At 70.0% G+C, this 26,302-nt stretch carries 24 protein-coding genes and 1 tRNA gene; 18 read left to right on the top strand and 7 right to left on the bottom strand.

Translation table 11 applies throughout. The annotated features are described in order from the left end of the window. Positions 1 to 66: 66 nt before the first annotated feature. The 3 genes from CQ044_RS11720 to CQ044_RS11710 form a co-directional block, all read right to left on the bottom strand. Entirely contained in the window at positions 67 to 972 is a 906-nt protein-coding gene (locus tag CQ044_RS11720; protein ID WP_105688622.1) for a serine hydrolase, read from the bottom strand. Beyond that, positions 969 to 2,354, bottom strand: coding sequence for a serine hydrolase (locus tag CQ044_RS11715; protein ID WP_105688621.1), 1,386 nt, complete (start codon positions 2,352 to 2,354; stop codon positions 969 to 971). Before CQ044_RS11715 ends, CQ044_RS11720 begins: the two co-directional genes overlap by 4 nt. A 177-nt stretch (positions 2,355 to 2,531) precedes the next feature. Beyond that, positions 2,532 to 4,019, bottom strand: a complete 1,488-nt coding sequence (locus CQ044_RS11710; protein ID WP_105688620.1) for an amidohydrolase family protein — start codon at positions 4,017 to 4,019, stop codon at positions 2,532 to 2,534. 180 nt (positions 4,020 to 4,199) lie between these two features. Here CQ044_RS11710 and CQ044_RS11705 point away from each other — a divergent pair, with 180 nt between their 5' ends. From CQ044_RS11705 to CQ044_RS11645, 13 genes are all read left to right on the top strand, one after another. Continuing rightward, positions 4,200 to 5,213 carry a LacI family DNA-binding transcriptional regulator gene (locus tag CQ044_RS11705; RefSeq protein WP_105688619.1) on the top strand — a complete coding sequence of 338 codons (1,014 nt, stop codon included), beginning with the start codon at positions 4,200 to 4,202 and terminating at the stop codon, positions 5,211 to 5,213. Positions 5,214 to 5,377: 164 nt separating this feature from the next. Beyond that, positions 5,378 to 6,898, top strand: a complete 1,521-nt coding sequence (mmsA, locus tag CQ044_RS11700) for a multiple monosaccharide ABC transporter ATP-binding protein (RefSeq protein WP_181158295.1) — start codon at positions 5,378 to 5,380, stop codon at positions 6,896 to 6,898. Then, positions 6,895 to 8,223: a multiple monosaccharide ABC transporter permease gene (gene mmsB / locus CQ044_RS11695; protein WP_082076722.1), complete on the top strand. Its 1,329-nt coding sequence runs from the start codon at positions 6,895 to 6,897 to the stop codon at positions 8,221 to 8,223. The genes mmsA and mmsB overlap by 4 nt, the downstream gene beginning before the upstream one ends. 71 nt (positions 8,224 to 8,294) lie before the next feature. Continuing rightward, positions 8,295 to 9,407, top strand: coding sequence for a sugar-binding protein (locus CQ044_RS11690; protein WP_105688617.1), 1,113 nt, complete (start codon positions 8,295 to 8,297; stop codon positions 9,405 to 9,407). A gap of 159 nt (positions 9,408 to 9,566) precedes the next feature. Continuing rightward, the gene (gene eno / locus CQ044_RS11685; RefSeq protein ID WP_105688616.1) at positions 9,567 to 10,847 is read left to right on the top strand and encodes a phosphopyruvate hydratase; all 1,281 of its coding nucleotides are present in this window, start codon (positions 9,567 to 9,569) and stop codon (positions 10,845 to 10,847) included. 68 nt (positions 10,848 to 10,915) lie between these two features. Continuing rightward, positions 10,916 to 11,431 (top strand): septum formation initiator family protein, encoded by a 516-nt coding sequence (locus tag CQ044_RS11680; RefSeq protein WP_105688615.1) that lies wholly within the window; start codon positions 10,916 to 10,918, stop codon positions 11,429 to 11,431. A gap of 34 nt (positions 11,432 to 11,465) precedes the next feature. After that, entirely contained in the window at positions 11,466 to 11,987 is a 522-nt protein-coding gene (locus CQ044_RS11675; RefSeq protein ID WP_105688614.1) for a DUF501 domain-containing protein, read from the top strand. A gap of 10 nt (positions 11,988 to 11,997) precedes the next feature. Beyond that, the gene (locus CQ044_RS11670; RefSeq protein WP_105688613.1) at positions 11,998 to 13,311 is read left to right on the top strand and encodes a S8 family serine peptidase; all 1,314 of its coding nucleotides are present in this window, start codon (positions 11,998 to 12,000) and stop codon (positions 13,309 to 13,311) included. Positions 13,312 to 13,357: 46 nt separating this feature from the next. Continuing rightward, positions 13,358 to 14,788: an NAD(P)/FAD-dependent oxidoreductase gene (locus CQ044_RS11665; RefSeq protein ID WP_105688635.1), complete on the top strand. Its 1,431-nt coding sequence runs from the start codon at positions 13,358 to 13,360 to the stop codon at positions 14,786 to 14,788. 125 nt (positions 14,789 to 14,913) lie between these two features. Beyond that, positions 14,914 to 16,284, top strand: coding sequence for a glutamate decarboxylase (locus tag CQ044_RS11660; RefSeq protein ID WP_105688634.1), 1,371 nt, complete (start codon positions 14,914 to 14,916; stop codon positions 16,282 to 16,284). 12 nt (positions 16,285 to 16,296) lie between these two features. Then, positions 16,297 to 16,605, top strand: coding sequence for a YciI family protein (locus CQ044_RS11655; protein ID WP_105688612.1), 309 nt, complete (start codon positions 16,297 to 16,299; stop codon positions 16,603 to 16,605). After that, positions 16,598 to 16,987, top strand: a complete 390-nt coding sequence (locus CQ044_RS11650) for a PASTA domain-containing protein (RefSeq protein WP_181158290.1) — start codon at positions 16,598 to 16,600, stop codon at positions 16,985 to 16,987. Before CQ044_RS11655 ends, CQ044_RS11650 begins: the two co-directional genes overlap by 8 nt. Before the next feature lie 16 nt (positions 16,988 to 17,003). After that, positions 17,004 to 17,861 carry a transposase gene (locus CQ044_RS11645; RefSeq protein WP_105688611.1) on the top strand — a complete coding sequence of 286 codons (858 nt, stop codon included), beginning with the start codon at positions 17,004 to 17,006 and terminating at the stop codon, positions 17,859 to 17,861. Positions 17,862 to 17,863: 2 nt separating this feature from the next. Here CQ044_RS11645 and CQ044_RS11640 read toward each other — a convergent pair whose 3' ends face one another. Then, positions 17,864 to 18,295, bottom strand: coding sequence for a MepB family protein (locus CQ044_RS11640; RefSeq protein ID WP_105688633.1), 432 nt, complete (start codon positions 18,293 to 18,295; stop codon positions 17,864 to 17,866). Positions 18,296 to 18,445: 150 nt separating this feature from the next. Next, positions 18,446 to 18,518, bottom strand: a tRNA-Leu gene (locus CQ044_RS11635). Positions 18,519 to 18,584: 66 nt separating this feature from the next. On the opposite strand from CQ044_RS11635, the gene CQ044_RS11630 reads away from it, so the two are divergent. The 3 genes from CQ044_RS11630 (at position 18,585) to CQ044_RS11620 (ending at position 21,799) form a co-directional block, all read left to right on the top strand. Further along, on the top strand, positions 18,585 to 19,829 hold the full coding sequence (locus CQ044_RS11630) for an alanine racemase (protein ID WP_105688610.1): 1,245 nt from the start codon (positions 18,585 to 18,587) through the stop codon (positions 19,827 to 19,829). Continuing rightward, positions 19,826 to 21,139 carry a D-arabinono-1,4-lactone oxidase gene (locus tag CQ044_RS11625; protein WP_105688609.1) on the top strand — a complete coding sequence of 438 codons (1,314 nt, stop codon included), beginning with the start codon at positions 19,826 to 19,828 and terminating at the stop codon, positions 21,137 to 21,139. The genes CQ044_RS11630 and CQ044_RS11625 overlap by 4 nt, the downstream gene beginning before the upstream one ends. Positions 21,140 to 21,220: 81 nt before the next feature. Beyond that, the gene (locus CQ044_RS11620; protein WP_045272342.1) at positions 21,221 to 21,799 is read left to right on the top strand and encodes a LemA family protein; all 579 of its coding nucleotides are present in this window, start codon (positions 21,221 to 21,223) and stop codon (positions 21,797 to 21,799) included. 19 nt (positions 21,800 to 21,818) lie between these two features. Here CQ044_RS11620 and CQ044_RS11615 read toward each other — a convergent pair whose 3' ends face one another. Then, complete coding sequence (locus tag CQ044_RS11615) at positions 21,819 to 23,129, bottom strand: winged helix-turn-helix domain-containing protein (RefSeq protein ID WP_258133276.1); 1,311 nt, start codon at positions 23,127 to 23,129, stop codon at positions 21,819 to 21,821. A 98-nt stretch (positions 23,130 to 23,227) separates the two neighbouring features. On the opposite strand from CQ044_RS11615, the gene CQ044_RS11610 reads away from it, so the two are divergent. Then, positions 23,228 to 24,424, top strand: a complete 1,197-nt coding sequence (locus CQ044_RS11610) for an AI-2E family transporter (RefSeq protein ID WP_105688607.1) — start codon at positions 23,228 to 23,230, stop codon at positions 24,422 to 24,424. Further along, positions 24,421 to 25,656 (top strand): threonine ammonia-lyase, encoded by a 1,236-nt coding sequence (gene ilvA / locus CQ044_RS11605; protein ID WP_105688606.1) that lies wholly within the window; start codon positions 24,421 to 24,423, stop codon positions 25,654 to 25,656. The genes CQ044_RS11610 and ilvA overlap by 4 nt, the downstream gene beginning before the upstream one ends. A 78-nt stretch (positions 25,657 to 25,734) precedes the next feature. Here ilvA and greA read toward each other — a convergent pair whose 3' ends face one another. Further along, a complete protein-coding gene (greA, locus tag CQ044_RS11600; protein WP_045272181.1) occupies positions 25,735 to 26,223 on the bottom strand; it encodes a transcription elongation factor GreA in 489 nt (162 codons plus the stop codon). Positions 26,224 to 26,302: the final 79 nt, after the last annotated feature.

Below are 26,302 nucleotides of genomic sequence, written 5' to 3'. Positions count from 1 at the left end.
GGAGAGGGGGGAGGAGAGGAGCGGTGAGGGGAGTCCGGGCCGATCCTGGGCGGATCGGCCCGGAGGTCAGGACCGCTCGGCGCGCAGTCGCTCGACGGCGGCGAAACCGGCGCGGCCGATCGAGGCGTCGACGCGCGGAAGGCGCTCGTCGAGCGTGTGCGCGCGGGTGAACACGGCGACGGCGTACTGGCGGCCGTCGGGGTAGGTGACGACACCCGCCTCGTTGCGCCAGCGGGGGAGCGTTCCGGTCTTCGCCGCGAGCGTCACTCCGTTCGGGAACCCGGAGGTCAGCCGGTGCGGCCAGATCTGCTGCGCCATGATCGCCCTGGCCTGCGCGCAGGCCTCGGCGGGTGCGGCGGTGTCGGTCCACAGGGCGTTCAGCAGCGTGGTGACGTCACGCGGAGTGGATGCCGAGGTCCGGGCGGGGTCGAGCGCGGAGATCCCGAGCAGCCGCTCGGGCTCCGTGCCGGAGAGCAGCTCCTCCAGATCGTCGTCCGCGGAGCCGCCGAGGTCGGCCACCACAGAGGCGAACAGATCCTCGCAGCACCCGATGAGCCGCGTGTTCCGCAGGCCAAGGTCGGCGATCACGCGATCGACGGCGTCGCCGCCCAGACGGTGGTACAGGACGTCGGTGGCGGCGTTGTCGCTCATCGTCATCATGTTCTGAGCGAGATCGCGCCAGCTCGCCTGCACGTCGTCCGAGAACCCGGCCGTGCCGATGCCGCCGATGCGGTAGCGCGCGGTGACGGTCGTCCTCTCGGTCGGGTCCAGCGTGCCGGCCGCGACGGCCCGGACGTAGGCGGTGAGCACGAGGATCTTGAAGACCGAGGCGAGCACGACGGGCTCGTCGGCGCCGGAGTCCACCTCGGGGCCGGTCCCGGCCCCGATCTCGCGGGCGTGCAGGAAGCCCTCTGCATCCGCGTCCGCGAAGATCTCGGCGATCGAGGTCGGCGTCGCGGTGAGGGTGCTCATGCGTCGACCCGGCGGTCGGCGCGTCCGGTGTGCAGATACAGGGCGCGGCCGCTGCCGTCGTCGCCGACGAAGGCGTGCGGCATGCGCATGCCGTGGTTCTGCTCCCGGGGGAGGAGGCTGTCGCCGGACCAGCCGACGAGCTCCACGGGCGCGGGAGCCGGTCCCAGCTCGGCGAAGATCCCCTTCATCGTGCGGGTGAGCCAGATCCGACCCTCGTCGTCGACGCTCACCGTGGAGTCCGAGACCGAGGACGAGTAGGTGCCGAGGATGCGGTCCAGGTCGACCTCGACCGGCGACTCGGGGAGCACGGGGAGCGGAGCCATGTCGACGCCGGCGAGGGCCGAGAAGATCTTCGAGAACAGGTCGTAGTAGAGACCGACCGTGTCGCCGCCGTTCGTGAGCAGCACCACGGCGACACCCGCGGAGGGCACGAAGCGCAGGAACGCGTTCTGCCCGATCGTGCCGCCGTCGTGACCGTAGACCGGGCCACCGGCCCAGTCGAAGATCTCCCAGCCCAGGCCCCAGGCGTTGCCGAGCACGCCGAGATCCGGGAGGTCGACCTGGCGCTCCTGCATCGCCGCGACGCTCTGCGCGGACAGGACCCGGGTGCCGTCGGGGGCGACGCCGCCGGCCATGTGCATGCCCGCGAACCCCAGCAGATCCCGAGGGGTCATCGCGAGCATGGATCCGGCCGGGGCGTTGGAGCGCACCAGGCTCCACACCGGCGCGGGGACGGGTTCGCCGTCTTCGCCGGGGATGTGGCCGAGCGCCGCGCGGAACATGATCGCCTGCGAAGCATCCGTCGCGACGTGCGTGAGTCCCAGCGGGCGGGCGAGGTGCGCATGCAGCGCCTGGTCGTACGTCTGGCCGCGCAGCACCTCGACGATGCGGCCGAGCACCACGAAGGCGGCGTTGTTGTACGAGAAGCGCTCGCCGGGGGCGAAGAGCTGAGGGGCGTCGGCGATCGTCGCCAGGTACTTCTCCACCGCGTCGTCGCCGACGCCGGTGTCGTTGAAGAGGTCGCCCTCGAAGCCGCTCACATGGCTGAGCAGCTGGCGGGTGGTGATCGCGGAGGCCGCGGCATCGTCCCCGATCGCGAACGCGGGGACGGTGTCGCGCACCGGGGCATCGAGGTCGAGCAGCCCCTCGTCGACGAGCTGCATGATGAGCGTCGCGGTCCAGGTCTTCGTGATGGAGCCGATCTGGAACACCGAGTCCTCATCGGCCTCCACCCCGGTGTTCTTGTTCAGGATGCCGGCCGCCGCGGTGAAGACCTCGCCGCCGGCGAGGATTCCCACGGATGCGGCGGGGACGTGTGCTTCGGCGATCAACGCGGGCAGGTTCTCCCGCACCCAGGTGCCGATTTCGTTCAGGTCGGACATGTGCGCTCCTCTTCGTCGAGTGCGCCGTCGGTCAGGGGGAGACGGCGATGGGGCCGAGACTATTCGCGCTGATCCGCGTCCCGTTGGTGCGTGCCGACGAGGCTTCCGGAGACCTTGGTGCCCCCGGACAAGGCCCCGCCGATCAGCGGGCGCGGGCGGCGCGACGCGCCGTCCTCGTCACGCAGCGCCTCGCACGGCGCGTCCCGGATGGGCGTCGGCCACGATGTCTCCGGCGTGCACGACGGCCGTGCCGTGCACGTACAGCTCCCGCACGCCCTGCGAAGGGCGCGTCGAGTCGGCGTACGTCGCGCGATCGGTGATCGCGGCCGGGTCGAGCACCACGATGTCGGCGTCGGCGCCGACGGTGAGGTGCCCCTTCGCGCGCATCGCGGGGGAGGCCTCGTCCAGCACGCGCGCAGGCAGGTAGGAGCAGCGGCGGAACGCCTCGGTCCAGCTCCAGGCGCCGGATTCGCGGACCATGAGGCGCAGGGACTTCGCGAAGGTCCCGGCCGTGCGCGGGTGCGTTTGGCCGCCCTCGGGAAGCGGCCAGCGGCGCTGCTCGTACACCGTCGACGACTCGCCGGATCCGGGCCACGAGATCGGCATCGCGTCGCTCGCGACGATCGCGTCGGGATAGGCGAGCGCCCGGTGCAGGTGGGCGCGATCGAGGGGATCCGCCTCGTCCAGGAACGTGACGATGCAGGCGGCGCCGGGATCGGAGGCGCGCACCTCGCGCAGCCGGGCTTCGTCGGCGATGCGCTCTCCGGTGTCCACGAGCACGAGCGCGGTCGGGGCGATGCCCAGGCCCGCGAGCTTCTCCGGCGCGAGGAAGAACGCGCCGATCGCGGTGCTGCCTGCGCCGTAGGGGTAGGCCTCGACCGTGACCCGGGATCCGGCTGCGCGGCTGCGGTCCAGCAGCGCCAGCACCCTGTCGATGTGGCGCAGCGATGTGCTGTTCACATGGCAGTGGTGCATCGCGGCACCCGTCTCCGCCGCCGCGCGCACGAGCTCCTCCGAACCGTCGATCGGGGTGGCGGGGTCCGCTTCGATCAGCTCGCGCACGTGCGTGAAGGTCGGGGCGTGGGCCGCGGCGGCGAGCCGGGCGAGCTCCAGGTACTCGTCGGGGTCGGAGCGCGGGGCGTAGCCCATCAGCACGCCGATGCCGAGGGCTCCGGCGGTGAGCTCGTTCTCCAGCAGCCCGAGCCAGCGGCGCCGCTCGGCCGGGCTCGAGGAGCGCTGCCAGCCCGGGTCGCCGAGGAGGTCCATCGACGCGGTGAAGTCGGCGACCGGAACGCGTTCGAGGTGCGCATAGGCGCGTGCCTGTGCCCAGGAGGCGGAGAATCCGTAGTTCAGCGGACGTCCCTCGCGGCCGGCGCGGGCGATCGCCTCGGCCACGGGCATGAGGCCCGCCTCCAGATCGAGCGCCGTGGTGACGCCGTCCATGGCCTGCAGGCGATGTCCGGCGATCGAGTGCACGTGGCTGTGCAGATCGACGAAACCCGGCCCGACGATGAGACCGTCCGCGTCGATCACGGTCGCCGCCTCCGGTGCGGCGATCCCTGATCCGATCTCCGCGATCCTGCCATCGGAGATCAGGAGGTCGGAGATCCTGTCGGAACCGGTCTTCGGGTCGATGACGCGCCCGCCGCGCAGCAGAGTGTCCACGTCACTACGGTGCCAGTCTCCGTGCGAGGGCGGCCGATCCGCTCGGACGAAGTTCCCGCGTATTCCGGTGCACCAGGACAAGATCGCGGGCGAGGCGGCGGCGGAGCAGATGCGCGCCGGAACGCTCCGACCCCCATAATGGACTCATCCATGTGACCGTGCACATCGAGGAGGCTCTGCATGTCGACCTCCTCCGAGCGCGCCCGGATGCCCAGCATCCGCGATGTCGCGCGCCTCGCGGGGGTCTCCCACCAGACGGTCTCGCGCGTGCTCAACGACCATCCCAGCATCCGTCCCGAGACCAAGGAACGGGTGCTCGACGCGATCCGCGTGCTGGACTACCGACCAAACATCGCGGCGCGGGCACTCGCCACCAGCCGTTCGAACACGCTCGGGATCCTGTCCGCGACGACGGGCGAGTTCGGACCGACGTCCTCGATCGCGGCGATCGAGGACGCGGCGCGTGCGGAGCGCTACTCCGTCAGCACGCTGAACCTGCCCGACACCACGCCCGAGGCGATCGGCGCGGCGGTGCGTCAGCTGGTGCGGGAGGCGGTCGACGGCATCGTGGTGCTCGCACCGCAGGTGCGGGTCTTCAACGTGCTGCGGGGGATGGCGGTCTCGGTGCCGTTCGTCAGCCTGCAGACGGCCTCGGGATCCGACGGCTTCAGCCACTCCGCGGATCAGCTCGCAGGCGCCCGCATGATCACCGAGTACCTGATCCGGCTCGGGCACAGCGACATCCTGCATCTCGCGGGACCCCAGGACTGGATCGAGGCGGAGTCGCGCATGCGCGGCTACCTGGACGCGATGCGCGATGCCGACCTGCCGACGATTCCGCCGATCCGCGGCGACTGGACCGCTGATTTCGGCTATTTCGCGGGCCAGGAGCTCGCCCGCAGGCGCGACTTCACGGCCGTGTTCGCAGCGAACGACCTCATGGCGATCGGCCTCATGCACGGCTTCCGAGACGCGGGACTCCGTGTTCCGATCGACGTGAGCGTGGTGGGTTTCGATGACATTCCGGTCGCGGCACATGTCGCTCCGCCGCTGACGACGGTGCATCAGGACTTCGCCGAACTCGGCCGTCGCGCCGTGCGGATCCTGCTGGCGCAGCTGCGCGGAGAGACCGTGCCGGCGTTCGGCCCCGTCGTGCCTGTGCTGTGCGGACGCGAATCCGCGGCGTCACGGTAAGGACACGAATTCGGCTTCGGCACTTGACACTGCCGAAGCGCGGGAGGCACGATGTATCCCGATGTGAACGGTAACATTGCCTGGAACATCACCGGACCTGGTATCGAAGGAGATCCGTGAGCGAGACGACGGCGTTGCCCACTGTGGCGGGACCGATCCTCGAGATGCGCAGCATCACGAAGGAGTTCCCGGGCGTGAAGGCCCTCTCGGAAGTGTCGATCACCGTTCGCACCGGCGAGGTGCACGCCATCTGCGGCGAGAACGGCGCCGGCAAGTCCACGCTGATGAAGGTGCTGTCCGGGGTGTACCCGTACGGCAGCTACGACGGCGAGATCCTGCTCTACGGCCAGGAGCAGCGCTTCAAGGACATCGCGGCGAGCGAGCATGCCGGAATCGTGATCATCCACCAGGAGCTCGCGCTGATCCCGGAGCTGTCGATCGCCGAGAACATCTTCCTCGGCAACGAGATCCGTCGCGGCCCGCGCATCGACTGGACCGCGCAGAAGCAGCGCACGGTCGAACTGCTCGCCCGCGTCGGCCTCAAGGAGGACCCCGATGTCGCGGTCAAGCACCTCGGCGTCGGCAAGCAACAGCTCATCGAGATCGCCAAGGCGCTCAACAAGGACGTCAAGCTGCTGATCCTCGACGAGCCGACGGCGGCGCTGAACGAGAACGACTCGCAGCACCTGCTCGACCTGATCCTGGGCCTGAAGGCCAAGGGGATCACGTCGATCATCATCAGCCACAAGCTCAACGAGATCGAGCAGATCGCCGACGAGATCACGATCATCCGCGATGGACGCACGGTGGAGACGCTCGACGTCGGCCGGGGCGAGATCAACGAGGACCGCATCATCCGCGGCATGGTCGGCCGCTCGCTGGAGAGCCGCTATCCCGACCGCACCCCGGAGATCGGCGACGTGTTCTTCGAGGTCAAGGACTGGTGGGTGCGTCACCCCTCGGTCGCCGAGCGCATGGTCGTGAAGGGCTCCAGCATCGAGGTGCGCCGCGGCGAGGTCGTCGGCATCGCCGGACTCATGGGCGCCGGCCGCACCGAGTTCGCGATGAGCATCTTCGGGCGCTCCTACGGCCAGTTCCTCTCCGGAATGATCATCAAGGACGGCAAGGAGATCTCGCTCCCCGACGTCCGCAGCGCGATCAGGCACGGCCTCGCCTACGTCAGCGAGGACCGCAAGGTGCTGGGCCTCAACCTGCTGGACACGATCAAGCGCTCGATCGTCTCGGCCAAGCTCTCGAAGATCGCTCGCAACGGCGTCGTCAACGACATCGAGGAGGCGAAGGTCGCGGAGCGCTACCGCAAGTCCCTGCGGATCAAGACCCCGACCGTGGATCAGGGCGTCGGCACGCTCTCCGGCGGCAACCAGCAGAAGGTCGTGCTGGCGAAGTGGATGTTCACGGATCCGGATCTGCTGATCCTGGACGAGCCCACGCGCGGCATCGACGTCGGCGCCAAGTACGAGATCTACGGCATCATCAACGAGCTCGCGGCCCAGGGGAAGGGCGTCATCGTCATCTCCAGCGAGCTGCCCGAACTCCTCGGCATGTCCGACCGCATCTACACCGTGTTCGAGGGGCGGGTCACCGACTGCCTCCCGGCATCCGAAGCCACCCCGGAGGCGCTCATGCGCAGCATGACCTCCCTTACTCAGAAAGCGTCCGCATGAGCACCACGACCACCCCCACCCCTCCGACGACGACGCCGTCTCCGGAAGAGGGCTTCCGCTTCCGCGACATCTCCAAGATGATGGGCGGCGGCCAGTCCACGCTCCGCCAGTTCGGCATCCTCGGATCCCTGGTCGTGATCATCATCATCTTCCAGGTCTGGACCGGCGGGCTGACGCTGTCTCCCGGCAACCTGATCAACGTCGTCAACCAGTACTCCTACATCCTGATCCTCGCGATCGGCATGGTGATGGTCATCATCATGGGCCACATCGACCTCTCGGTCGGCTCGGTCGCCGCGTTCGTCGGCATCGTGGTGGCCAAGTCGATGGCGGACTGGCACTTCCCGTGGTGGGCCGCCATCCTGCTGGGTCTCGCGCTCGGCGTGCTGGTCGGTGCCTGGCAGGGCTTCTGGGTCGCGTTCGTGGGTGTCCCCGCGTTCATCGTGACGCTGGCGGGCATGCTGTTCTTCCGCGGTGCGAATCAGTGGGTCGGCCAGTCCACGTCGGTCGCGGTCCCCGCGGACTTCCAGTACATCGGCGCCGGCTACCTGCCCGAACTGCCGATCCCGGTGCCGTTCAACTTCCTCACGATGCTGCTCGCGGTCCTGGCTGTGGTGTGGGTCGTCGTGTTCGAGGGCTTCCTGCGCCGCTCGCAGCGCAAGGCCGGCACCGACGTGGCCCCGGTCTGGGTGAGCGTCGTCAAGGTCGTCATCCTTTCCGCCCTGATCCTCGTGGCCGGATGGCTGTTCGCGACCGGTCGGCCCGGGACGAGCTTCCCGGTCTCGGGAGTGATCCTGCTGGTCCTGGTGATCGTCTACACCTTCGTGACCCGCAACACCGTGTTCGGCCGCCACCTGTACGCGGTGGGCGGCAACCGCCAGGCTGCGCGCCTGAGCGGTGTGAAGGACCGCTGGACCGACTTCTTCGTGATGATGAACATGTCGGTGCTCGCCTCGGTCGCGGCGATGATCTATGTCGCCCGCGCCACCGCCTCCGGTCCGCAGGACGGCAACGGCTGGGAGCTCGACGCGATCGCCGCGGTGTTCATCGGCGGCGCCGCGGTCTCCGGCGGCATCGGCACCGTGATCGGATCCATCATCGGTGGTCTGGTCATGGCCTTCCTCAACAACGGCATGGCGCTCCTCGGCTTCGGCGCCGACGTGGTCTCGATGGTCAAGGGCCTCGTGCTGCTGCTCGCGGTCGCCGTCGACGTCTGGAACAAGCAGCAGGGCCGCCCCTCCCTGACGGGTTTCATCACCCGTCGGTTCTCCCGCGCGGAGGAACCCTTCGCCACCACCGCTCCCGGCACCGCGAGCGGCAAGTAAAAGAGGTCCGCGCCGTTCGCGGCACGATCCTGCATTCACCTGAGATGCACACACAAGAGAAAGAGATCCCAATGAAGAAGATCCTCCTTTCGGCGACAGCGGTCGTCGTCGCGGGTGCCTTCGCCCTCACCGGCTGCTCGTCCGAGCGCGGCGGAACCCCCGCCTCGAGCGGTGCCGCGGCCAAGGGCTTCGCCGCCGACGCCAAGATCGGTGTCGCCCTGCCGGACAAGACCAGTGAGAACTGGGTGCTCGCGGGCAAGCTGTTCACCGACGGTCTGACCAAGGCGGGCTTCAAGCCCGACGTGCAGTACGCGCCGGCCAGCAACACGGTCGCCGAGCAGCAGAACCAGATCCAGGCCATGGTCACCGGCGGTGCGAAGGTCATCATCATCGGGGCGAAGGACGGCAAGCAGCTGTCCACCCAGGTCAAGGCCGCGCACGACGCCGGCGCGACCGTGATCGCCTATGACCGCCTGATCGAGAACACCGACGCGGTGGACTACTACGTCGCGTTCGACAACTTCAAGGTCGGCCAGCTGCAGGGTCAGGCCCTGCTCGACGGCCTCGCCAAGCGCGCGGGCCACCCGGCGCCGTACAACATCGAGCTGTTCTCCGGATCTGCGGATGACGCCAACTCGGCGGTCTTCTTCAAGGGCGCGATGGACGTGCTCGAGCCGAAGATCAAGGACGGCACCCTCAAGGTCGTCTCGGGTCAGACCGAGATCACCCAGACGGCGACCGACGGCTGGAAGGCGGAGAACGCGCAGCGCCGTATGGACTCGCTGCTCACCTCCAGCTACAGCTCGGCGACCATCGACGGCGTGCTGAGCCCGAACGACACGCTCGCCCGCGCCATCATCACCTCGGTGCAGCAGGCCGGCAAGCCGGTCCCCGTGGTCACCGGTCAGGACTCCGAGGTCGAGTCCGTGAAGTCGATCATGGAGGGCGTGCAGTACTCCACGATCAACAAGGACACCACGCTGCTCGTCGCCCAGGCGATCAAGATGGCGCAGGAGCTGCAGAAGGGCGACAAGGCCGATGTGAACGACACCAAGTCGTACAACAACGGCGTCAAGGTCGTCCCGTCGTTCCTGCTCGCGCCGGTCATCGTGACCAAGGACAACGCCGCCGAGGCGTACGCCAACGTCCCGGCCCTGCTCGACGTCGTGAAGTCCTACAAGTAAGCAAGGATTTCCGGAAGGGCCGCGCGGACGCATCCGCGCGGCCCTTCGTCGTGCGCGCGGCGCTTCGTCGACTGCGCCGCGAGAGCGGCTCCGACTAGACTGGGCGGCGGATCGACGTCGCTCCACCACCCCACTTCCCTCTTGAACAAGGAGCACTCTGTGGCACTGATCGAGGCTGTAGGCGCACGCGAGATTCTCGACTCCCGTGGCAACCCGACCGTCGAGGTGGAGGTTCTGCTCGACGACGGCATCGTGCAGCGGGCCGCCGTCCCGTCCGGCGCGTCCACCGGTGCGTTCGAGGCGTACGAGTTGCGCGACGGCGACAAGAGCCGGTACGGCGGCAAGGGCGTGCTGAAGGCCGTCGAGGCCGTCATCGACGAGCTGGGCCCCGCGATCGAGGGCGTCGAGGCGAGCGAGCAGCGCGTGATCGACGAGATCCTCATCGAGGTCGACGGCACCGAGAACAAGAGCCGCGTGGGCGCGAACGCGATCCTGGGCGTGAGCCTCGCGGTCGCCAAGGCCGCCGCCGACGCGGCCGACCTGCCGCTGTTCCGCTACCTGGGCGGCCCCAACGCGCACCTGCTGCCCGTTCCGCTGTTCAACGTCATCAACGGCGGCTCGCACGCCGACAACGGCATCGACATGCAGGAGTTCTTCCTCGCTCCGATCGGCGCCGACAGCTTCTCCGAGGCGCTGCGCTGGGGCACCGAGGTCTACCACGTGCTCAAGGGCGAGCTCAAGGCGGCCGGCTTCGCGACCGGTCTGGGCGACGAGGGTGGCTTCGCCCCCGACCTGCCCAGCAACCGCGAGGGTCTGGAGTTCCTGGTGAAGGCGATCGAGAAGGCCGGCTTCACGCCCGGCACGGACATCGCGCTCGGCCTCGACGCCGCCGCCACCGAGTTCTACAACGAGGGCGTGTACCGTCTGGACAACAAGGACTGGGACGCCGCGTCGCTCACCGACTACTACGTGGGCCTGGTCAAGGACTTCCCGATCGTCACGATCGAGGACGCCCTCGCCGAGGACGACTGGGACGGCTGGAAGGCCCTCACCGAGAAGCTCGGAACCCAGATCCAGCTGGTCGGCGACGACCTGTTCGTGACCAACCCGGAGCGCCTGCAGAAGGGCATCGACCTCGGCGTCGCGAACTCGCTGCTGGTCAAGGTGAACCAGATCGGCACGCTGTCGGAGACCCTCGACGCGATCAGCCTCGCGCACCGCTCCGGCTACACCACGATGCTCTCGCACCGCTCCGGCGAGACCGAGGACACCACGATCGCCGACCTCGTCGTCGCTGTGAACTCGGGCCAGATCAAGAGCGGCGCGCCCGCTCGATCGGAGCGCGTCGCGAAGTACAATCAGCTTCTGCGCATCGAGGAGGAGCTGGGCGACGCGGCGGTCTTCGCCGGGCGTTCCGCCTTCCCGCGCTTCAAGGGCTGAGCTGCACGACCGCATACCGCGGGTCTGGTCATCGGCCAGAGGCCGCTGACGGACACGGAGGAGGAGTCATGACACCACGTCGGACTCCTCCTTCGTCGTCCACGTCCGCCGGGCCGGCGAACGACAGCGGGACGCGCGCGCCGCGCGCGGTCGACGTTCGCGGCTGGGTCGGCGGCATCCGGCTCAGCGGGTTCATGGTCATCATGCTCTCGCTCGTCATCCTTGGCGCGTGGGTGCTCGTGCCCACGCTCGGCACGTACCTCGATCAGAAGCAGCGGATCGCGGCGCTGGAGCATTCCGTGCAGGTCACGCAGAAGCAGATCGACGCCCTCACCGCGGAGCGCGAGCGCTGGAACGATCCGGCGTACATCACCGCGCAGGCCAGGGAACGGCTGTTCTACGTCAAGCCGGGCGAAGTCGTCTACCTCATCGACAACGACATCGACCCGGCTGCGCAACCCGTCGAACAGGGGCCCGTGAGCGACACCGTGAAGGAGAAGTCCTCGGACTGGGCGGGCCAGCTTCTGCGCAGCGTGACCGGTGCGGGTCTCGCCAAGACGGCCGCAGGCTCGGGCGCGCGCTGAGGCGTCCCGCAGGCGGACCACGTACCCTGGAGGGGTGACCACGCCCCCCTTCGCCCCGCCCACCGACGCCGAGATCGCGGTCGTCTCCGCACAGCTCGGCCGCGAGGCCAGGGGAGTCGTCGGCATCGCCGCGCGCTGCACGTGCGGCAACCCCACGGTCGTCGCGACTCTGCCGCGCCTGGCCGACGGCTCGCCGTTCCCGACGTTCTACTACCTCACCCACCCGGCCGCCGCCGCCGCGATGTCGACCCTCGAGGCCGAGCACGTGATGCCAGAGCTCGCCGCGCTGCTGGACGATGAGGACACCGCCGCGGCGTACCTGCGGGCGCATCAGGCGTATCTCTCCGATCGTGCGCAGTACGGCGACGTCCCCGAGATCGCCGGGGTCTCCGCGGGCGGGATGCCCGCGCGCGTCAAGTGCCTGCACGCGCTGGCCGGTCACGCGCTGGCCGCGGGGGAGGGCGTCAACCCGATCGGCGACGAGGCCCTGCGCCGCGCGCGCTGGTCGCCCGAGCGCTGCGAATGCATCGAGCCGGGAACTGCGCGGGCGCGCTGATCCGAGTCCGATGACCTCGCTGACCACACGCCCCCCGAACGCGCGGCGGATCAGATCCGTCGTGGCGGTGCTCGCGCTCGCGCTCGCGGCGCCGCTCGTGATCGGGGCGACTCCGACGCCCACCCCGACCCCGGATCCCGAACGGGCCGCCGAGTACTGGCTCGAGGGCGCCCACGTCGACGCGGCATGGAAGACCACGCGCGGCGCGGGGGTCACGATCGCGGTGATCGACACGGGCATCGCCAAGGGCCCGTCGCAGTTCGACGGCGCCGTCACCGACGGCACCGACGTCTCCGGCATCGGTTCCGACGACGGGCGCACCCCGCTCGGTCCGCTCGACAGCGACCACGGATCGAGGGTCGCCTCCCTCGCCGCGGGGAGGCCCAACGCCGACGGCACGGGCATGATCGGCGTCGCGCCCGACGCGAAGCTGCTCTCGATCTCGCTCGGCTTCGGCGCCACGGCCCCGGTGCCCTTCGCGAAGCAGGTGGCGGAGGCGATGAAGTGGGCGGTCGATCACGGCGCGAACGTGATCAACCTGTCCTTCACCACGAACACCCTGGAATGGGATTCCAGCTGGGACGACGCGTTCCTCTACGCCTTCGAGCACGACGTGGTGGTCGTGGTGGCGGCGGGCAACCGCGGCAGCGGCACGGCCATGGTCGGCGCCCCCGCGACGATCCCCGGCGTTCTCGCGGTCGGAGGAGTGGATCAGCACGGCGTCGCGAGCAAGGCCGCGTCCACACAGGGCATCTCGATCGCCGTCTCCGCGCCCAGCGAGTCGCTGCTCGGCGTCGACGCGAACGGGACGATCGAGACCTGGAACGGCACGAGCGGTGCGGCTCCGATCGTGGCGGGCGTGGTCGCGCTGGTGCGCGCGGCGCATCCCGACATGGACGCGAACAACGTGATCAACCACATCATCCAGACCGCGCGTCCCGCACCGCAGGCGACCGCGCACCCCGACCCGCTGTACGGCTACGGTCTCATCGACGCGGCCGCAGCCGTGTCCGCGTCGCTGCCGTCGGTGGACCAGAACCCGCTCGGGGACCTGTCCGACTGGATCCGTCTGAATCGACGGGCGCAGGCTCCTGCGCCCGCGCAGCCGACCTCGACGCCGCTCGCGATCCCGCCGCTGCCGCGCGCCGATACGCCCACCAAGGCCACCTCGCCGCTGATCCCCAGCCCCGATTCGCTGCTGTACGGTACCCTGCCGCTCGTCGCACTCACGGTGCCTGGTATCCTGATAGCGCTTGGCGTCACCGCTGCTGCCCGGCGCATCCGTTCGGCGCGCGCATCTGCACGCCAAAATCCCGATGACTGAGGAGTAAGCCTCCGTGACTGAGAGCACCGTGGCAAAGAGCACTGCCGTGCCCAAGATCCTGATCGTGGGCGGTGGTTACGCCGGTTTCTACACCGCGTGGAAGCTCGAGAAGCACCTCCGCAAGGGGGAGGCCGAGGTCACGATGGTGGATCCGCTGCCGTACATGACCTACCAGCCCTTCCTGCCGGAGGTCGCCGCCGGGTCGATCGAGCCGCGGCACGCGGTCGTCGCCCACCGTCGCCACCTTTCGCGCACGAACGTGGTGACCGCCAAGGTCACCGGCATCGACCACGCCAACAAGGTCGCCACGATCGCGCCGGCCATGGGGGAGCCGTACGAGTTCGCGTACGACCAGATCGTCGTGACCGCCGGTGCCGTCTCGCGCACCTTCCCGATCCCCGGCATCGCCGACAACGCGATCGGGCTCAAGACGATCGAAGAGGCCGTCGCCGTGCGCGACAAGCTGCTGTCGAACTTCGACAGGGCTGCTTCGATCCCGGCCGGGCCCGAGCGGGACCGCCTGCTCACGGTCATCGTCGTCGGCGGCGGTTTCGCCGGCATCGAGGCGTTCGCCGAGCTCCGCTCGTTCGCCTCGTCGCTCATCTCGAAGTACCCGCAGCTGTCGTTCGACGACACGCACTTCCATCTCATCGAGGCGATGGGCCGGATCATGCCCGAGGTCTCGCTGAAGACCAGCGAGTGGGTGCTCAAGGATCTCGCCAAGCGCGGCGCGAACGTGCACCTGGACACGCAGGTCAAGGGCGCCGTCGACGGCAACGTCGAGCTGTCCACCGGCGAGGTCATCCCGTCCGACCTCATCGTCTGGACCGCGGGCGTCATGGCCAACCCCACCGTCGTGCGCGGCGGCGACCTCCCGGTCGAGGAGCGCGGACGCATCCAGACCCGCGCCGACCTGCGCGTGGGCACCCCCGAGGCGTTCGTCGAGGGAGCCTGGGCCGCCGGTGACGTGTCGGCCGTCCCCGACCTGTCTGGCGGCGGCGTCGGCGGCATGTGCGTGCCCAACGCGCAGCACGCCGTCCGTCAGGCCAAGCTGCTCGCGAAGAACCTCGTCGCGGTGCTGCGCGGTGAGACGCCCAAGGACTACTTCCACAAGAACCTCGGCGCCGTGGCGGGCCTCGGCCTCTACAACGGCGTCTTCCAGTCCGGCAAGCTCGCGCTCAAGGGCTTCGTGGCCTGGGTCGCGCACCGCGGCTACCACGGCCTCGCGATGCCGTCGTGGGAGCGCAAGTTCCGCGTGCTGTGGGGCTGGTGGAACAACCTCTGGCTCGGCCGCGACATCGTCGGTCTCGAGGCGCTGCAGACGCCGCGCGCGGTGTTCGACGAGTTCGCCGCGCGTCCGCGACCGGCTGTGGACGCCGCACCGGCGCCCGCTGCCGTCGCGCCCGCCGCGAGCAAGCCCGCCGCCGCTCAGCGCCCGGCCACTGCGAAGAAGCCCGCCGAGGCCGCAGCCAAGTAAGACCTTCCCGAACGCCCCCGGATTCCGCTCACGAGCGCGGATCCGGGGGCGTTCGCCTTTCACGGCCCGGATCGACGCCGATGCTATGGTGGCGCCCGAACGCCGCGCTCGGATCCGGAGGCACCATGTCGCAGGAACGCATCCACGTCAACCCGCTGCACCGCCGGGCCGGATCCGGCCTCTTCGTCGACAAGCACCGGATCCCGGACCGCGGCATGGATCCGCTCACGGCCTATCACGTCGTGAGCGACGAGACCATGCTCGACGGCAATGCGCGGCTGAACCTGGCCACCTTCGTCACCACCTGGATGGACGAGGAGGCGCAGCGGCTCTATGCCGAGGCCGTCGACAAGAACATGATCGACAAGGACGAGTATCCGCAGACGGCCGCGATCGAGACCTACTGCCAGCGGATGATCGCCGAGCTCTGGCACGCTCCTGATGCGGCGGCGGCGCCTGCGACGTCGACGATCGGATCCAGCGAGGCGTGCATGCTCGCCGGGATCGCGCTGAAGCGCCGCTGGCAGGAGAGAAGGCGCGCGGCAGGGCAGGACGCGTCCCGGCCCAACCTCGTGATGTCCAGCGCGGTGCAGGTCTGCTGGGAGAAGTTCTGCAACTACTTCGAGGTGGAGCCGCGCTACGTGCCGGTGAGCGCGGAGCATCCGGCCCTCGATGGCGCACTGCTGGAGCAGTACGTCGACGAGAACACGATCGGCGTGGTCGCGATCCTGGGTGTCACCTACACGGGCGCGTACGAGCCCGTCGCCGAGATCGCCGCGGCGCTCGACGCCATCGCCGCCGAGCACGGCCACGACGTTCCGATCCACGTCGACGCGGCCTCGGGGGGAATGGTGGCGCCGTTCCTGGATCCGGATCTCGAGTGGGACTTCCGAGTGGGCCGCGTGGCGTCGGTCAACACCTCAGGACACAAGTACGGGCTGGTCTATCCGGGGCTCGGCTGGGTCGTCTGGCGCGACGCGGAGGCGCTGCCGGAGTCGATGGTGTTCCGGGTCAGCTATCTCGGCGGTGACATGCCGACCCTGGCGCTGAACTTCTCGCGGCCGGGTGCGCAGGTGCTGCTGCAGTTCTACCTGTTCCTGCGGCTGGGGCGGGAGGGGTACGCGGAGGTGCAAGGAACCTCGCGAGCCGTGGCGCGCTACCTCGCCGACGGGATCGGCGGCATGGAGCCGTTCGCGTTCATCAGCGACGGCTCGACGATCCCCGTGTTCGCCTGGCGCCTCGTCGACGGGCACACCGCGAACTGGACGCTCTACGACCTGTCCGACCGGCTGCGGATGCGGGGCTGGCTGATTCCCGCCTACCCGTTGCCGGACGACCTGGCGGAGATCACGGTCCAGCGGATCGTGATCCGCAACGGCGTCACGATGGACCTCGCCGAGGCGCTGCTCGCCACGATCCGCGAGGAGGTCGCGTATCTGGACTCGCTGACCTCGCCGCTGCCGGATCGGACCGCGAGTCCGGCGTTCCGGCACTGAGGGGATGGACCGATGAATGTCGTCGTCCTCTACCGTCTGCGCGACGGCGTCGATCGCGCCCGGATCCTCGAGGTCTTCCCTCGTCATCAGGCGTACTACCGGACCTTTCATGAGGCGGGGGACGGTCTGATCGCACTCGGCCCGTTCGCGACAGCGGATCCTGCCGCCGGATCCATGGGCGTCTTCTCGTCGCGCGAGGCTGCGGAGCGCTTCATCGCCGCGGATCCGTTCGCGACCGAGGGGCTCGCCGAGCCGCGGATCCTGGACTGGAACGCCGTCTGGCTGGAGTCCGGTCTCGGCGACGGGAGCGGAGATGGGTGAGCGTCGTCGTGTCGTCGTCCCGGATTTCGTCGGTGAGCCCGTCCATGTCGCGATAGAAGCCGCTGCGGAGCTGGGGTTGGTGCTGGTCGGCCCGGATCCAGATGGGCCGAGTCTGCGTGCGCTCACCTGGCCGGGACTGTTCTGGGTGACGGCGCAGTCTCCCGCCTCGGACGTCACTGTCGAGTGGGGATCCGAGGTCGAGGTCGCGTTCATCGAAGATGGCGAGAGCAGGAGCGATGTGCGCGCGGGGGCGGGCGATCCCGTACCTGCGCTTTCCCGCCATGCCGAGCCCGAGGGCGATCCGGACGTCGTGACGGTTCGAAGCTCGGAACAGCCGGATCTGCCCGCGAGGGCGCGGGGCGAGGAGAATCGTCGGGAATGATGGAACGGGAGGAACCGTGACCGACCTCGAGACGATCGCGGCGGACCTGTACGCAGGGTCGCCGGGCGACTTCGTGTCGTCCCGGAACGCGCGTGCGAAGGAGGCGGACGACGCCGATCTCGCTGCGCGCATTAGGGCGCTGCGAAAGCCGAGCGTCTCCGCGTGGGTCGTGAACGTGTTCGCCCGCGAGCGTGCACAGCAGCTCGGGGAAGCGCTGCGCCTGGCCGACGAGCTCAGGGAGGCGCAGGCCGACATCGATGCGGTGACGCTCGCGCGCCTCACCCGTGAACGCCGCGCCCTCACGAACCGACTCTCGGACGATGCCGCCGCCCTGGCGGCGGCACGCGGGGAGAGAGTCACTGCTTCGACCCTTGAAGCCGTCCGACAGACGATCACTGCCGCGTTCTTCGACGCGAGCGCAGCCGCGGCCGTCGCATCCGGCCGGCTCGTGCACGAACTCGAGCCGGCGTCGGAGTTCCCGCTCGATCTCGACGCGGTCGTCGGTGGCGGTGCACCGGACACGCCGGAGGCGCCGCCCGTGCCCGTGGACGAGGTCAAGGCGCGGCGCGAGCTGAGGAAGGCGCAGAGCACGCTCCACGACGCCGAGCAGGCGCACGCCCGCGCCGGCCGGGACTTGGCCGCCGCGGACCGGGAGGTGCGGGACGCCGCGAACCGCGCCGCCCAGGGGGAAGCCCGGATCACGCGGCTCGAAGCGGAGTTGTCCGCGGCAAGGGCCGCCGTCAGCTCCGTACGCGATGAGGTGACGACCGCCGAAGACCGGCAGGCGCGGGCGGCCGACGATGTCGCGACGACGGAGAAGGCAGTGGAGACGGCGCGCTGTGCCCTGGGCCGGCTGACCGGCGACTCAGCCTGATCTCAGTACTCCTGGAACGCGGATCCCTGAGCACGTTGCGTGGCGGTCGCCTGAGCGTTCAGCTCGTCGCACCAGTTCGGGTATACCCGGAATCCGCGCTTGCCAGGGTGCTTGCCCGAGGTGATGCCGAGCGCTGCGAGGTGGGCGCTGGTGAACCGGAACACGCCGCGGCGGCCCTGTTGCTCCACGAAGACGTACAGCCCTGCGGCGAGGTCGTCGTCACCGAATGGCGCCGTGGCTCCGTCGGCATCCCGCTGCCAGAAGGCGACGAAGGCGCCGGGCTTGGTCGGAGTGTTCCGTGCCGTCCTGATGTGCCACGCCTCGTCGCCGATCCGGGCGATCCCCGACTCGTAGTCGCTGTTCTGAGTCGCCGGAGTGACCGCGACAGGCATCCGCCGGACGGCCGCGTAGGCCTCGAACGCAGGGAACCGCATCCCGCCAACGTATCGCGCGTTGCGCGAGGCCGTGAACGTAGCGCGCACCACCATCGTTTTGGGGCGCAGAATCCCACGGATTCACGGCAGGACGCGCCCCGAAACGAGCAGACGCGCCCCAAACCGAGATCGACGGTGCGCACGCATCGGTGCCCCCGCTGGGATTCGAACCCAGACTGAAGCGATTTTAAGTCGCCTGCCTCTGCCGTTGGGCTACGGGGGCCGCCCATTGAGCCTAGCGAGCGCGGCACCGTGAGCGATGTTGACTCGGAGCCAATAGGGTGGGGGAGTGCTCGAGCTCATCGCCGATCAGGGCCACGCGACCCCCCGTTCCACTGCGCACGCCTGGGAGGATCCGGCCCGATGGTGGCCGCGGCTGACCGAGGCCACGGCGCACCTGCCCGCGCCGGTCGCCGTCATCGACCTCGACGCGCTCCGCTACAACACGATGGACATGGTGGTGCGCACGGGCGGGCTGCCGATCCGGATCGCGACGAAGTCGGTGCGCGTGCGGGAGGTCATCGACGCCGCGCTCAGAGTACCGGGCTACCGCGGTCTGCTCGCGTTCACCCTGGCCGAGGCGCTCTGGCTCGCCGAGGACCATGACGACATCGTGCTCGCCTATCCGACCGCCGACCGTCCGAGCCTCGAACGGCTGCTCGCCGACGAGCGGGCCGCCGCGCGGATCACCCTCATGGTCGACGATGAGTCCCAGCTCGACTTCATCGACGCGGTCGTCGCCCCCGCCGCGCGCCCCCGGGTGCGCATCGCGATCGACGCCGACGCCTCGTGGCGCGCCCCCGCCCTCGGCCACATCGGCGTCTTCCGCTCGCCGCTGCACACACCGGAGGAGGTCGCCCGGTTCGCCCGTCGCGCCGCCGAGCGCGACGGATTCCGCCTGGTCGGGCTGCAGATGTACGAGGCGCAGATCGCCGGACAGGGCGACGACACCGGCAGCGGGGACACTCTGATCCGGACGGTGCAGGCGCAGTCGCGCCAGGAGCTGCGCGAGCGGCGCGCGCGCATCGTCGAGGCGGTACGGGCGCTCGTGCCCCTCGAGTTCGTTACCGGAGGAGGGACGGGATCCCTCGAGTACACCGGATCCGATCCCGCCCTCACCGAGATCACGGCAGGAAGCGGGCTGCTCGCGGGGCACCTCTTCGACGGCTACCGGGCCTTCGCGCCGGCGCCCGCCAGCGCGATCGCCTTCGATGTGGTGCGCCGGCCCGCACCCGATATCGCGACGATCCTCGGCGGCGGATGGATCGCATCCGGGCCCCCGGTGGCGTCGCGCCAGCCTGCACCCGTGTGGCCGCAGGGCCTGCAGACTGCGCCGCGAGAGGCCGCGGGCGAGGTGCAGACGCCGCTGCGCGGCGAGGCCGCGCGCACGCTGCGGATCGGGGACCGCGTCTGGCTGCGGCATGCGAAGAGCGGCGAGCCGGCAGAGCGGATCCTGAGCTACCACCTCGTGGACGGCGATCGCGTCGTCGCGGAGCTGCCCACGTATCGCGGTGAGGGGAAGGCGTTCCTATGACACGACCCGGGGGAACCTGGCAGAACTGGGGTCGTTCGGCGTCGGTCCGGCCGATCAGGGTCGAGCGTCCTCGGACCCCCGAGGGCGTCCAGCGCGCCGTGCTCGCCGCCGCGGCCCAGAACCTGCGCGTGAAGGCGGTCGGCGCCGGCCACAGCTTCACCGGGGTGGCGGTCGCGCCCGACGTGCTGCTCGAACTCGACGATCTGCAGGGACTGGTGTCCGCGGACGAGGCCCGAGGGCGCGTGACCCTGCTCGCCGGCACCCGTCTGCACCGCATCCCCGCGCTGCTCGCGCCCTATGGGCTCGCCATGGAGAACCTCGGCGACATCGACCGGCAGTCCATCTCCGGGGCCATCTCCACCGGAACCCATGGCACCGGTGCCGGCTTCCGCGGGATCGCCGCCCAGGTCGTCGGCGCCACGCTGATCACCGCCGCGGGGGAGTTCCTCCGCGTCGACGAGAGCCGGAACACCGAGATGCTGCCCGCCGTGGCCCTCGGCCTCGGAGCGCTCGGGATCCTCGTCGAGGTCACGCTGCAGTGCGTACCCGCGTTCGTGATGCACGCGATCGACGCGCCGGTCCCGCTGGACGAGGCGCTGGAGGACGTGCACGAGCGCGTGGCCGCGGCGGACCACTACGAGTTCTACTGGTTCCCGCACACCGACGTGGCGCTCACGAAGACCACGGAGCGGCTCCCGGAGTCGGCGGTACGCCGTCCGCTGCCGAAAGTCGGCAGGTGGATCGACGAGACGCTGCTCTCGAACGGCGTGTACCGGGCCGTCTGCGCCGGCGGTGTGGCCGTTCCGGCGATCACGCCGCCGTTCAGCAGGCTCGCGGTGAAGCTCACGGGGGACCGCGAGTACACCGACCTCTCCCATCGCGTACTCACGCAGAGCCGCACGGTGCGCTTCCGCGAGATGGAGTACGCGCTCCCGCAGGACCAGATCGTGCCCGTGTTCCGCGCCGTGCAGGCCCTCATCGCGAAACGCGGGTGGCGCATCGAGTTCCCGATCGAGGTGCGCTTCGCGGCGGCCGACGACCGCTGGCTCTCCACGGCGCACGAGCGCGCCTCGGCCTACCTCGCGGTGCACCGGTACTGGCGCCACGACCCTCGGGAGTACTTCGACGCGGTCGAGCAGATCTGCCTCGCGCACGGCGGACGGCCGCACTGGGGCAAACTGCACATGCTGGGCGCCGATCAGCTGCGGGAGCGCTATCCGCGCTTCGACGACTTCCTCGCCCTGCGCGACCGGCTGGATCCGGAGCGCCGGTTCGGCAACCGCTATCTGGAGCGCGTCCTCGGTGCCTGACCGTTCGCTGGCAGCCCGGCGAACACGGAGGATGCCGGGATAGGATGAGCCGAAACCGCGTCTGCTAGGGGGTTGTCGTCCGTGGATGTTCTCGTGCCAGTGCTCGTCGTCGTCGGTGTGATCGTCGTTCTGATCGTCGCCATCGGCATCTATCTGTGGGCCACGTACAACTCGCTCGTGCAGCTCGGGGTCCGCGTCGACGAGGCGTGGAGCGACATCACGGTGCAGCTCAAGCGTCGCGCCGATCTGATCCCCAACCTCATCGACACGGTGAAGGGCTACGCCGCGCATGAGAAGGCGGTGTTCGAGAACGTCACGCGCGCCCGCGCCGAGACGCTCTCCGCCTCCAGCCCCGGCGAGGCCGGAGCTGCCGAGGGCCATCTGCAACAGGCGCTGAAGAGCCTCTTCGCGGTGGCCGAGGCGTATCCGCAGCTGCAGGCCAGCCAGAACTTCCTGCAGCTGCAGGCCGCGCTCGTCGACACCGAGGACAAGATCCAGGCCTCCCGCCGGTTCTACAACGGCGGCGTGCGCGAGCTGAACACCAAGATCAAGGTGTTCCCGAACAACCTGTTCGCCCGCAACCTCGGCTTCACCGAGCGCGAGTTCTTCGAGGTGGCCGACGGCGCCGCCATCGCAGAGCCCCCGCGCGTCCAGTTCTGACACGCCGCTTTCAGGGCGGTCAGGCCCCGAGCGGCACCTGATCCGTCCGGCCCACATCGTGCCGCAGCACTCGCGCGGAGTGTCCGTCGAGCACATCGGCGAGGGCGGCCGAGGCGTCGCCCCAGCCGGACACCGAGACGTGCTCTAGCCCCTGCCAGGCGGCGGCCGCGCGCAGCTCGGCGGCGATGGGCTCGACGTCGTGGGCCGGGCGTGCCTGCGGCTCCCACCACGCCGACTGCACGCGCAGCGTCGCGGAGGCGCGATCGGCTTTGAGGTCCACCCGGGCGGCGATCCGGTCGCCGACCAGCACCGGCAGCGAGTAGTAGCCGTAGCGGCGCTTGTCGGCGGGCGTGTAGATCTCGATCCGGTAATCCAGGGCGAACGCCCTCAGCGCGCGATCGCGGAACCAGACGACCGGATCGAACGGAGTGAGGATCGCCGTCGTGTCGATCCGGCGCGGCAGGACGGCATCGACGTGCCGCCAGGCCGGAAGGGGTCGCCCGCCGCGCTCCCACCCGCGCACGCGGACGGGCTCCAGTTCGCCCTGCTCCACGAGGTCGTCGATCGCGCCGAGGATCAGCGCGCGGTCCTTGATGCGGTAGTAGTCGGCGATGTCCGCCGCGGTCGCGACCCCGTGCGCCCTGGCCGCCCGGCGCACGAGCTCGCCGATCGCGGTGGGGCGGTCGAGATCGCGTCCGAGGAGATCTCCCGGCACCACGTGCTCCGCGAGGGCGTAGCGGCGCTCGAAGCCGTCGCGCCCCGCGATCGCGACCTCGCCGACGCGCCACAGGTACTCCAGGGCGTGCTTGACGTCGTCCCACTCCCACCAGCCGCCCTTGCCGCCCGGGGCATCGCCGCGGATCTCGGCAGGGCGTGAGGGACCCCGCTCCTGCAGTTCGGAGCGGACCCAGTCCAGCGTGCGGGCCGACGAGGTGCGTCCCCAGAACTCGCCGCGTTTGGCGCGGAACGCCTCGCGACGGAAGCCCCACAGCGGCCAGTCCTCGACGGGCAGGAAGGTCGCTTCGTGCGCGAGGTACTCGGTGTACCGGCCGGAGCGTGCCGCCGTCGGACGCGACAGGAACGCCCTCTCCAACAGCGCAGGGTCGTACGCGCCCAGACGCGAGAACAGCGGCAGGTAGTGCGAGCGCGCGAACACGTTCACGGAGTCGATCTGCAGCACGCCCATGCGCGCCATCGCCGTGTGCAGGTGGCGCACGCCCGGATCCGCCGGCCGTCGCCGGGAGAACCCCTGCGCGGCCAGCGCGATCCGCCTGGCTTCGCCGGCGCTCAGCGTGTCGACGGGGGAGGGGCCGGCCGTGGATCCTGTCACGTCGGTCAGCGTATCGACAGCCGCCGACATCGGCGGAGTCCATCGGCGGCGCCGTCGCACGGACGAGGCGGCCCATGCCGCGCCCGTAGACTGGGCCGATGAGCGAGGACAGCACGCCCCGGCTGCGCGATCTCATCCGCCAGCGCACCGTCACCGGCCATGTCGACGTGCGCGACGACGTGCAGCGATCCCTGCCGTCAGGGCTGCGCATCGCCACCTCATACGCCTGGCGCCTGCTGGTGATCGCCGCCGCGCTCGGCGTCGTGATCTGGCTGGTCATGCTGTTCAAGATCCTGGTCATCCCGCTGATGGTCGCGATCCTGCTCACGGCCCTGCTCTGGCCCGCGTTCAGCACCATGCTGCGGGCGCGCTGGCCGCGCTGGCTCGCGATCGTGGTGGCGCTCATCGGCACGTTCGCGATCGTGGGCGGCCTGCTGTGGCTCGCGATCTGGCAGATCACCCAGCAATGGGACGGGGTGCAGACGCGCTCGGTGGCGGCCTGGGCGCAGTTCCAGCAGTTCCTCCTCGACGGTCCGCTGCATCTGACGGCGAGGCAGATCCAGGATCTGCTCGACCAGGCCGTGACGTTCCTCGGCGAGCAGGGCGAGCTGCTGAAGAGCGGGGCGATCGCGGTCGGCACCACCTTCGGTCACGTCGCGACCGGCGCGGTGCTGACGCTGTTCATCCTGCTCTGCCTGCTCGCGGACGGCGGCGGGATCTGGCGATGGACCCTGAAGCTGTTCCCGAAGGCGTCGCGCACCGCCGTCGACGCCGCGGCCCGCAACGGCTGGGCCACCGTGATCAACTATGCGCGCACGCAGATGCTGGTCGCCTTCATCGACGCCGTCGGCATCGGCCTCGGCGCCTTCCTGCTGGGTGTGCCGCTGGCCGTCCCCGTCGCCGTGCTGGTCTTCCTCGGCTCCTTCATCCCGATCGTCGGCGCGGTCGTCACCGGAGCGCTCGCGGTGTTCCTCGCCCTCGTCTACAACGGGCCCTGGATCGCGCTCTGGATGCTGATCGTGGTGCTCGCGGTGCAGCAGATCGAGGGACACCTCCTGCAGCCGATCCTGATGGGATCCGCCGTCAAGGTGCACCCGCTCGCCGTGGTGCTCGTCGTGGCAGGCGGCGCCCTGATCGCCGGGATCCCCGGCGCCCTGTTCGCGGTGCCGCTCGCGGCGTTCGTGAACGTGGCTGCCGTGACCATCAACTCCGGTGCGTGGCGCACCGGCGCCGCCCCGGATGGCGACTACATCTGGCAGACCGTGCCCCGGGCGCGGAGAAGGAGCAAGCGATGACGAACGACACGATCCCCACCCTCGCCGAGATCCGGCAGGCGGCCGACGGCCTGGACGGCGTGATCGTGCGCACCCCGACGCTGCCCTCGGTCGCACTCACGAAGGTGCTCGGCTCGCCCGTGATGCTGAAGATGGAGAACCTGCAGCGCACGGGGTCGTTCAAGATCCGCGGCGCGGTGCACCGGCTCTCCCGGCTCACCGCCGAGGAGCGCAGTCGCGGCGTCGTCGCCGCATCCGCCGGCAACCACGCCCAGGGCGTCGCCCTGGCGGCCCAGGCGCTGGGGATCCCCGCCACGATCTTCATGCCCATGGGCGTGCCGGTGCCCAAGCTGCTCGCGACCCGCGGATACGGCGCGGAGGTCGTGCTCGAGGGGGAGACGGTGGCCACGTCGCTGCGGCTCGCGGCCGAGTTCGCCGAGCGCACCGGCGCGGTGCTGATCCCGCCGTTCGACCACCGCGACATCGTGACGGGCCAGGCCACGCTGGGCCTCGAGCTCGTCGAGGATGTGCCGGACGTCGACACGATCCTCGTCGGCATCGGCGGCGGAGGACTGATCGCCGGCGTCGCCGCGGCCGTCAAGGCGCGTGCGGCCGAGCAGGGGCGCACGGTGCGGGTGATCGGCGTGCAGGCGGAGAACGCTGCCGCGATGGGCCCGTCGCTCGCCGCGGGCCATCCCGTCGAGATCACGACGCAGCCGACGATCGCAGACGGCATCCTCGTGGCGCGCCCCGGCGACGTGCCCTTCGCGATGATCGCCGAGCTCGTCGACGACGTCGTCACCGTCAGCGACGACGACATCGCCCGCGCCCTGCTGCTCCTCCTGGAGCAGGCCAAGGTCGTGGTCGAGCCCGCGGGCGCGGTCGGCGTCGCGGCGATCCTGGCCGGAAAGGTGCACGCGAGCGGTACCACGCTGGCCGTGCTCTCCGGCGGCAACATCGACCCGCTGCTGCTGCAGCGTGTCGTGTCGCACGGGCTCGCGGCCTCTGGCCGCTACCTCACGCTGCGCATCCCGCTGCCCGACCGCCCCGGCCAGCTCGCCCGGGTGTCCGAGCTCATCGCGCACGCCGGCGCCAACGTGATCGAGGCGATGCACACGCGTCACGGCCACGGACTGCAGATCAACGACGTCATCCTCGAGCTCAGCGTCGAGACGCGCGGCCCCGAGCACTCGGAGCTCACCCTCGACACGCTGCGCGCGGCGGGCTTCGAGCCGATCGTCGTGCAGGACTGACGATCGCGAAGAACGCTCCGATACGACGAACCCGCCGGCCCTCGATGGCGCGGCGGGTTCGTCGTCTGCAGGATGCGGTCAGCCCGCGAAGGTCTCGACCTTCAGGATCTCGACCTCGATCGAGCGGCCGTTGGGCGCCTCGTAGGAGGTCTTCTCGCCGACCTTGAGGCCCTGGATCGCGGATCCGAGCGGGCTCGCCTCGCTGTACACGTCGAGGTCGGTGCCGCCGGCGATCTCGCGGCTGCCGAGGAGGAAGACCTCTTCGCCGCCCGCGACGGTCGCGGTCACGACGGTGCCGGGCTCGACGATGCCGCGGCTGGCCGGGGCCTCGCCGACCTTGGCCGACTTCAGCAGGAGCTCGAGCGTGCGGATGCGCGCCTCCATCTTGCCCTGCTCGTCCTTGGCGGCGTGGTAGCCGCCGTTCTCCTTGAGGTCGCCTTCCTCGCGCGCGAGCTCGATGCGCTTGGCGATCTCCTCGCGGCCGACCGTGGAGAGGTTCTCCAGCTCCGCGACCAGGCGGTCGTACGCCTCCTGCGTGAGGAAGGGGACCTGTGCGTCGTTCGACACGGCGAACTCCTTGCGAATCGGATCCGAGAACGGAACGTCCCGGATATGCCAAGACGCCCCGGCTCCTGCCGGGGCGTCG

This window comes from Microbacterium sp. MYb64, assembly GCF_002979495.1.
Taxonomy (GTDB): domain Bacteria; phylum Actinomycetota; class Actinomycetes; order Actinomycetales; family Microbacteriaceae; genus Microbacterium; species Microbacterium azadirachtae_A.
Note: the sequence above shows the minus strand (reverse complement) of the source record. Positions and strands in the feature narration are given on the sequence as shown.